Source organism: Roseovarius sp. D22-M7, assembly GCF_037083785.1.
GTDB lineage: Bacteria > Pseudomonadota > Alphaproteobacteria > Rhodobacterales > Rhodobacteraceae > Roseovarius.
On record NZ_JBAPKY010000094.1, the window covers coordinates 1 to 8,120 of the forward strand.

The window sequence follows — 8,120 nt, forward strand, 5'->3', positions numbered from 1 at the left end:
CTATTTGGTGGCCGCTCGCCTGTGGGCTTTGCCACCTCCGGGGTGGGTCATTTTTGGATGATCACACCGGGTCAGTTTTGAATGCACATTGACACTTCAAGGCCAAATATGACAGCATGCGTGCCGCCTGGAAGCCCGCCAAGGTCGCCCTCGTCGCCGTGATGCGCAAGCTAATCAAAATGGCAAATGCGCTCGTCAAAGCTGATCGCAAGTTGGCCCCGGAAACTGCTTAACAGAATACGCCCCATTACGGAAGACGGATACTTCCTTGTGGTGAAGCATGGCCCGGATCGATCATACACGGAAGACCTGACACTCTCGTGGTTCATGGCAAGGGACTTCGACCGTCAGGTCGCCGAGCTTCAGGTCCGCATCGCCCTCCTGAACGGCTGCACCGCGCTTGGCATCCCGGTCACGGAAGCTGTCGGACAAGTCTTTACATGGAAGAACATGGAAGAGGTAACCTCGACCATCACCCGATTTGTGCAACAGAGCCCGAGTCTTAACAATTACCGCTCAAACAGCTTTTAGTGACGCTTTTCACTTGTAATGCGCCTTACGACAATATCTTCGGGCCAGCCCATCATGCCCCGTTTTCAGCCCCGGCGCGAAGGTATATACGCTGCGCATGACAGATCGTATGCCACGCGGATATCACTTGCATCCCCGGACGCCCGAGCACGGTGCGCCGGTGTTTCTCTGGGGGCTCGTCGGGGTGATGGCCGCGATCGAGCTTCTTCTCGGGCTGTCTGAGGCGGGCGTCATCGGCGCCTCGAACTGGCGCTGGCCGGCCTATGCCATCGGCGCGTTCTGGCAGCCGATGCTTTCGGGCGGCATGGGCTCGCTCTATCCCGGTCAGACGGTCCTGATGTTCATCACCCATGCCTTCCTGCATGGCGGGATCATGCATCTGGCCTTCAACGCGGTCGTCCTGCTGGCCCTGGGCAAGTTCGTCGCGGGCCGGATCGGCAACCAGCGCACGCTTCTGGTGCTCTTTCTTTCGGCAATTGGCGGCGGGCTCGCCTTCTGGCTTCTGTCTTCGGGCAACGCGCCGATGATCGGCGCTTCGGGCGCTGTCTTCGGGCTGATCGGCGTCTGGCAGGCCTGGGATTACGGCGCGCGTCGCGCCGCCGGCGCGACCGTGCGGCCGGTGATCGTCGCCATTCTGGGGCTGGTGCTCGCCAACGTGGTGTTCTTCGTGCTGCTGGGCGGCGGTCTGGCGTGGCAGGCGCATCTGGGCGGCTGGCTTGCGGGCTTCGTCCTCGGGCGTCGCCTCTAGGCGGCACCCGGCCCCGCGTTTTCCGGACCCCGCACCGGTCGCGTCCACGGGCGGCGTTTCCTTTGACAATCTGTCATAATTCAGGCGTATATGTTCGAGAAATCCGAAACTCAACTTCAGGAAATCCGAACATGACGCCTGCCCCCAACGTCTACGACGCAGAGCCGATCCCCGAGGCCGCGCGCGCGGAAATCGACCGGATGCTGCAATCGGGCGATCTTTTTCGCTACACCGCTCCGGAAAACGCCCCCGTCACGCTGCTGGAGCGTGAATTCGCCGACCTGCTTGGGTCGCGCTACGCGCTCGCGGTCTCGTCGTGCTCGGCGGCGCTGTTCCTGTCGCTGAAGGCACTGGACCTGCCGCGCGATTCGCGGGTGCTCATTCCCGGTTTCACCTTCGCCGCGGTGCCCTCCTCGGTGGTGCATGCCGATTGCGTGCCGGTGCTGTGCGAGGTCGGCGCGGATTACCGCATCGACATCGACGATTTCCAGGCCCGTCTGGACGACGACATCGCGGCGGTGATCGTCAGCCACATGCGCGGCCACACCTCGGACATGGACCGGATCATGGCGCTCTGCGACGCGCGCGGCGTGCCCGTGATCGAGGATGCGGCGCATAGCCTCGGCACCACCTGGCGCGGCCGCAATATCGGCACGCTGGGGCGTACGGGCTGTTTCAGCTTCCAGTCCTACAAGCTAATCAACGCCGGCGAAGGCGGGATCATCGTCAGCGGCGACGCCGACCTGATCGCCCGCGCCGTGATCATGTCGGGCGCATACGAGAATAACTGGGCCAAGCACCTGGGCACGCCCGACGCGGGACTCGAAGCCGCTTTTGCCCGCTGGCAGAACCGGCTGCCGCTTTACAATCTGCGCCTGAACAACCTGTCGGCGGCGATCATCCGCCCGCAACTGCCCGAGGTCGCGCGCCGCGTGCGCGACGGGCGCGCGGGGCACGATCATGTCGCGGCCCGGCTGAATACATGCGCGTGGCTGTCGGTGCCGGACCCCCTGCCCGAGGAACGCCGCGCGCCTGGTTCGATCCAGTTCAACCTCGAAGGTCTGGACGACGCCCAGACCCGCGCCTTTGCCGAGGCTGCGGGAGCGCGTGGCATCAAGGTGCAGGTCTTCGGCCTCAGTGCCGACAACGCGCGCGCCTTCTGGAACTGGCGGTTCCTGCCCGGCGAGACGCCGGACCTGCCGCGCACCCGCGCCATGCTGATGCGCGCCTGCGATGTCCGCCTGCCCGCCCGCCTGACCAAGGCAGAGCATGATTTCATCGCCGACGCGCTGATCGCGGCGGTCGAGGATGTAATGACCCCGCGCCGCGCCTACGGCACCTGACACGGCGGAAAATGACGGGCCGCCTGCAGATGGCAGACGGCCCGATTCACGTCACCTTACGCAGATCCACTCGTTACCCTGCGTCAGACCCAACAGCCCTGCGCAAACGTGCCTAGCGCACGAAGTCACTCGTTACCGAACCCGTGACGCGAAATTCGTTTGTTATTGCGTTCACTCCGCCTTGCCGGCCTCGAGAGAGATCATCACCTCAACCTCGTCGCTGACCATTGGTGCGAAGTTGCCCACGTTGAAATCCGACCGAAGCAGCGTTGTGGCGGCATCAAAGCCCAGCCATGGCTTGTTCTCCATCGGGTGTGCGTCGACCTGCTTGTTCAGCGTCGTCTCCAGCGTCACCGATTGCGTGACGCCGTTCATGGTCAGGTCGCCGGTGATGTTGGCGGTATCCTCGCCGGTCACCTCGATATTTGTCGAGGTGAAGGTGATCATGTCGCCTTCGGACGCGTCGAAGAAATCCTCCGACATGAAATGCTCTTCGCGCTTTTCCCAGCCCGTGAACATCGACATCAGCGGCATCGACACGTCGACCGACGAATTCGCGGGATCTTCCTCGTCGAACATGATCTCGCCCTCGAACCCCGAGAACATCCCGTAGGTCGTCGAGAACCCGAAGTGATTGTACGAGAAAATCACCTGGCTGTGGCTGGAATCGAGCGTGTAGGCTTCCGGTTCGGCCATGGCGCCGGACGCGCCAATGATGGCCCCGCCCATGAAAAGCGCGGCAGCGGTGACGTATTGTTTCATCCTTTTCCCTTTCCAGGTCATGTTAAAGGTAACAATTTCGGTTTACTTCATACTCGGTGCCGCCGGCAAATCCGCAGTTTCAAACACGGTGTGTGAGGGAATGAACACACCTTAAGGTTGTATGGCAAGTCCGGGCGTAATGCGAAGGAACGATGACGTAGCGTCAGTCTCGTGAATGCAACACATGCCAAAAAAAACCGCACACCCACTTTGGGGCATGCGGCTTGGCGTCTGCGATACGGGGTTGCGCGGACGGCTCAGCCGACCAGTTCCAGCCCCGAGAAGAAGTAGCCGATTTCCACCGCGGCAGTCTCGGGCGCGTCGGATCCGTGCACCGCGTTCTCGCCGATGGATTGCGCGTACTCGGCACGGATCGTTCCGGCGGCGGCCTCGGCGGGATTGGTGGCGCCCATCACCTCGCGGTTCTTCGCGATCGCCCCCTCGCCTTCGAGGACCTGCACCACGACCGGCGCGCTGGCCATGAAATCGCACAGCTCGCCGTAGAACGGACGCTCCTTGTGGACGGCATAGAACACGCCGGCCTGCGCCGGGGTCAGCTGGATGCGCTTCTGCGCGACGATGCGCAGGCCCGCGTCTTCCAGCTTGGCATTGATCTTGCCGGTCAGGTTGCGCTTGGTCGCGTCGGGTTTGATGATGCTCAGCGTGCGTTCAACAGCCATGTTTGTCCTCGTTTTCCAGGTGAAATAGGCCCACCCGGACCGGGTGCCGCCTCGATTGCGGCGCAGCTAGCACGCAAGGCACGGATTGAAAAGCGCCAAGGCGAACAGTGGCCCCCCGGATGGGGCGCATCCGGGGGCCGATCACGTATTGCGCAAGGCTAGGCGTTATCAGTTGCCGCCGGTGCCAGTCCCGGTGGCGGCACCAGTGCCAGCGCCAGTGCCGGCACCTGTACCGGTCCCTGTACCGGTCCCTGTCCCTGTGTCAGTGCCGCTCCCGCCTGCGGACTCGGGGGTTTCACGCTGCCGATAGACGTAATCCTCGGCCTCCTCGGCTTCTGCGCGGGTCAGGGCGAGTTCCATCTGCGTGCCGTCATGCTCGATCTGCAACTCGGACCAATCCACCGCGATATTCTTGGCGCCGAAGCCCAGAAACCCGCCGACAGAGACGATGGCGGCGTTGATCTCGCCCTCGTCGCTGATGATGAGATCCTCGATCGCGCCGATATCCTCGCCTTCGGAGGATTGCACCTCGCTGCCCAGGATCCACTCGCCGCGAAGCTCGTCCTGTCCTTGCTGCGACACGATGACATCCTGCGCCAGCGCGGGGCCGGCGACGAGTGCGGCGGTCGCGACCGTGGTCAGTATCTTGTTGGTCATGATATCCTCCTTTCGGTGTCGTCCACGCGGTCCCGGTGTTCCGGGCCGCGATGGGCGCGGAGGGTGCGGACCCTCCGCCACGTACGTCTTTAGTTGTAGAGGCCGCGGACGGATCACAAGACACTGTACGGAATCCGACAGACTGCCCCCTGCCCCGCGGCATCGCGGTTCTTCCGCGGCGCCCGGGTGGTGCTTGTGATTGACGCCGCCGCGCGCATGCGGCATGCGGCGCCCATGTTACACATCGACGACATCAGCTATGCGGTGGCCGGCCACACGCTTCTCGATCACGCCTCGGTCTCGATCCCCGACGGGCACAAGGTCGGCATCGTCGGGCGCAACGGCACCGGCAAGACCACGCTCTTCCGCCTCATCCGGGGCGAACTGACGCTGGATACCGGCAGCATCACCCTGCCCCAGCGCGCGCGCATCGGCGGCGTCGCGCAGGAAGTGCCGGGAAACGAAGTCTCGCTGCTCGACACCGTGCTGGGCTACGATACCGAACGCACCGAACTGATGCGCGAATCGGGCACCGCCTCGGACGGCACCCGCATCGCCGAGATCCAGACCCGGCTCGCCGATATCGACGCGTGGTCCGCCGAGGCGCGCGCCGCGTCGATCCTCAAGGGGCTGGGCTTCGACGACGAACAGCAGCGCATGCCCTGCTCGGCCTTCTCGGGCGGCTGGCGGATGCGCGTGGCGCTGGCCGGCGTGCTTTTTGCGCAGCCCGACCTGCTGCTGCTCGACGAGCCGACGAATTATCTCGACCTCGAAGGCGCGCTGTGGCTCGAATCCTACCTCGCGCGCTATCCCCACACGGTGCTGATCGTCAGCCACGATCGCGGGCTTCTCAACCGCGCGGTGGGCGCCATCCTGCATCTCGAGGACCGCAAGCTGACGCTCTACTCCGGCAATTACGACCGCTTCGCGCAGACTCGCGCGGCCCGCATCGCCGCCGCCGAATCCGAGGCGAAAAAGCAGGAACAGCGCCGTGCGCATCTGCAATCCTATGTCGACCGCTTCCGCGCCAAGGCCGACAAGGCCCGTCAGGCGCAGTCCCGGATCAAGGCGCTGGCGAAGATGCAGCCGATCACCCGCCCGCAGGAGGCCGCGCTCAAGCGCTTCAGCTTTCCCGCCCCCGAGGAACTGTCGCCCCCCATCCTGCGGATCGAGAACGGCTCTGTCGGCTATGACGGCGTGCCGGTGCTGCGCAATCTCAACCTGCGCATCGACCAGGACGACCGCATCGCGCTCCTGGGTCGCAACGGCGAGGGAAAATCGACCCTGTCCAAGCTCTTCGCGGACAAGCTTCAACTGATCGACGGGCAGACGCACAAGGCCTCGAAGCTGCGCGTCGGCTACTTCGCCCAGCACCAGGTCGAGGAACTGCACCGCGACGAGACGCCGCTTGATCACATAAAGCGCCTGCGCCCCGGCGAGGCGCCGGCGAAACTGCGCGCCCGGCTGGGCGGCTTCGGCATCGGCGCGGAACAGGCCGACACCACCGTCGCGAAGCTCTCGGGCGGGCAGAAGGCGCGGCTGTCGCTGATGCTGGCCACGCTCGATGCGCCGCACATGCTGATCCTCGACGAGCCGACCAACCATCTCGACATCGAAAGCCGCGAGTCGCTCGTGGAGGCGCTGACCGCCTATACCGGCGCGATCATCCTCGTCAGCCACGACATGCACCTGCTCGGCCTCGTGGCCGACCGTCTGTGGCTGGTCAACAAGGGCACCGTCGCCCCCTACGAGGGCGATCTCGAAAGCTATCGCACGATGCTGCTGCGCGGCGACGACGCCCAGAAACCGGCGCGCAAGCCACGCGTCGAAAAGCCCAGGCGCCCCTCGCGTGACGTCATCCTGCAGTTAAGGCATGATGTGAAGAAATGCGAGCAGCGCGTTGAAAAGCTGTCGGAAATGGAATCGAAGGTCGCCGCCAAACTGGCCGATCCCACGATCTACAACGACGTGCATGGCGTGACCGAATGGCAAAAGAAATATGCCGAGATCAAGGACGGGCTGGCCCTCGCCGAAAAGCTGTGGCTCGAGGCGCAGGAAAAGCTCGACGCGGCGGAACGCTAGCACCCCTTCCGGAAGGCACCGCCCGAACTGGCCGGGCGCAATTTGCTTTGTCTCGCCGGCTCCCTGCCCTATGCTCCCGTCCGAGCGTGCCGAACCATCCCGGCGCCGATCAACAGGAAGGGAGTGCACCATGCCGACAAGACGCAACTTCGTCATCAGCGCCGCCGCTGCCGCTGGCGCCGTCACCGTTCTGCCATCGCTCGGCTTTGCTGCCTCGCAGGGCGCAAGCCTCAGCCTAGCCGATGGCAGCATCGTCATCCATCCCGTCTCGCACGCCTCCTTCGTGATGGAGACGCCTTTGGGCGTGGTCCATGTCGACCCGGTGGGCGACTCCGCGCAACATGACCGGCTGCCGGGTCCCGACCTCATCCTGATCACCCACCGTCACGGCGACCATTACGACGCCGATCTTCTGGCCACGCTGGCCGAGGCGCCGATCCTGACGAATGCCGACGTGAAGGGCCTGATGCCCGACGCCATGCAGCCCCGCACTCAGGTCATCGCGCCGGGCGGGACGAAGACGATGATTGGGCTCGGGATAGAGGCCATCCCCGCCTACAACATCACCGAGGGCCGCATGGATTTTCACCCCAAGGCCCGCGGCGATCTCGGGTTCGTCCTGACCATCGGCGGCAGCCGCGTCTACATCTCGGGCGACACCGAAGGCATCCCAGAGATGCGGTCGCTCAAAAACATCGACCTGTCCCTGGTCTGCATGAACCTGCCGTTCACGATGGCCGCGGAACAGGCGGCCGACGCCGTCGCCGATTTCGCACCGGCCAGCGTCATTCCCTATCACTACCGCGGCCGCGACGGCGGCACCCAGGATCCGCAGGAATTCGCGCGCCTCCTGGAGGGCGCGGGTGTTGTGACCAAGGTGACCCTGCACGACTGGTACAACGGCACCCTCGGCTGATGATCAGCCCCTTCGGCATGATGATTACATGACCACGTGTCTGGCGGTGGGGAGTGAAACGCCCCGGTCTTACCGGAGCCCAAAAGCTTCATTTCACTTGACCATATCAGAAGGTCGCGCTGTGCAAGGAAGTGCGCCTCAGCCTAGGCTGCCGGGATGTTCCCGATTGGGCCAAGCAGGCGTCTGTTGTTGAACCAATCGACCCAGCCGAGTGTAGCCATTTTCAGATCCTGCATGTTGCGCCACGGGCCCTGGCGATGGACGAGCTCGGTTTTGCAGAGTCCGTTGATCGTTTCAGCGAGGGCATTGATGCTCCTATGTTTGTCAAGCGGCGGGTGCCCGGGCCGCTGGGGCGCACAGGGCGCGGTATATTTCGCGCACGATGTACCGCTTGATGCAGC

Annotated in this window: 7 protein-coding genes and 2 pseudogenes; 5 read left to right on the forward strand and 4 right to left on the reverse strand. The window is 64.1% G+C overall.

From position 1 onward, the window contains the following. Positions 1-327: 327 nt before the first annotated feature. The 3 genes and pseudogenes from V8324_RS20565 to V8324_RS20575 all read left to right on the forward strand — a co-directional run. Positions 328-429 (forward strand): annotated as a pseudogene (locus V8324_RS20565) (IS5/IS1182 family transposase); the annotation flags it as partial. Between the two features lie 229 nt (positions 430-658). Beyond that, complete coding sequence (locus V8324_RS20570) at positions 659-1,279, forward strand: rhomboid family intramembrane serine protease (protein ID WP_336421767.1); 621 nt, start codon at positions 659-661, stop codon at positions 1,277-1,279. Positions 1,280-1,410: 131 nt separating this feature from the next. After that, positions 1,411-2,622, forward strand: a complete 1,212-nt coding sequence (locus tag V8324_RS20575; protein ID WP_336421768.1) for a DegT/DnrJ/EryC1/StrS family aminotransferase — start codon at positions 1,411-1,413, stop codon at positions 2,620-2,622. A 171-nt stretch (positions 2,623-2,793) separates the two neighbouring features. On the opposite strand, the gene V8324_RS20580 is transcribed toward V8324_RS20575, so the two are convergent. The 3 genes from V8324_RS20580 to V8324_RS20590 form a co-directional block, all read right to left on the reverse strand. Then, positions 2,794-3,384, reverse strand: coding sequence for a YceI family protein (locus V8324_RS20580; protein ID WP_336421769.1), 591 nt, complete (start codon positions 3,382-3,384; stop codon positions 2,794-2,796). 257 nt (positions 3,385-3,641) lie between these two features. Then, the gene (gene ndk / locus V8324_RS20585; RefSeq protein WP_336421770.1) at positions 3,642-4,064 is read right to left on the reverse strand and encodes a nucleoside-diphosphate kinase; all 423 of its coding nucleotides are present in this window, start codon (positions 4,062-4,064) and stop codon (positions 3,642-3,644) included. Positions 4,065-4,232: 168 nt separating this feature from the next. Continuing rightward, the gene (locus tag V8324_RS20590; RefSeq protein WP_336421771.1) at positions 4,233-4,721 is read right to left on the reverse strand and encodes a PRC-barrel domain-containing protein; all 489 of its coding nucleotides are present in this window, start codon (positions 4,719-4,721) and stop codon (positions 4,233-4,235) included. A gap of 234 nt (positions 4,722-4,955) precedes the next feature. On the opposite strand from V8324_RS20590, the gene V8324_RS20595 reads away from it, so the two are divergent. Both V8324_RS20595 and V8324_RS20600 read left to right on the forward strand, forming a co-directional pair. Then, complete coding sequence (locus V8324_RS20595) at positions 4,956-6,803, forward strand: ABC-F family ATP-binding cassette domain-containing protein (RefSeq protein ID WP_336421772.1); 1,848 nt, start codon at positions 4,956-4,958, stop codon at positions 6,801-6,803. 130 nt (positions 6,804-6,933) lie between these two features. Continuing rightward, positions 6,934-7,719 carry an MBL fold metallo-hydrolase gene (locus V8324_RS20600; RefSeq protein ID WP_336421773.1) on the forward strand — a complete coding sequence of 262 codons (786 nt, stop codon included), beginning with the start codon at positions 6,934-6,936 and terminating at the stop codon, positions 7,717-7,719. Positions 7,720-7,862: 143 nt separating this feature from the next. Here the strand turns inward: V8324_RS20600 and V8324_RS20605 are convergent. After that, a pseudogene (locus V8324_RS20605) lies at positions 7,863-8,120 on the reverse strand (hypothetical protein); the annotation flags it as partial.

Bases quoted from the DNA above. Each gene is read 5' to 3' on its own strand.
- V8324_RS20575 (WP_336421768.1), top strand. From the start codon at position 1,411: ATGACGCCTGCCCCCAACGTCTACGACGCAGAGCCGATCCCCGAGGCC.
- V8324_RS20580 (WP_336421769.1), bottom strand. From the start codon at position 3,384: ATGAAACAATACGTCACCGCTGCCGCGCTTTTCATGGGCGGGGCCATC.
- ndk (WP_336421770.1), bottom strand. From the start codon at position 4,064: ATGGCTGTTGAACGCACGCTGAGCATCATCAAACCCGACGCGACCAAG.
- V8324_RS20590 (WP_336421771.1), bottom strand. From the start codon at position 4,721: ATGACCAACAAGATACTGACCACGGTCGCGACCGCCGCACTCGTCGCC.
- V8324_RS20595 (WP_336421772.1), top strand. From the start codon at position 4,956: ATGTTACACATCGACGACATCAGCTATGCGGTGGCCGGCCACACGCTT.
- V8324_RS20600 (WP_336421773.1), top strand. From the start codon at position 6,934: ATGCCGACAAGACGCAACTTCGTCATCAGCGCCGCCGCTGCCGCTGGC.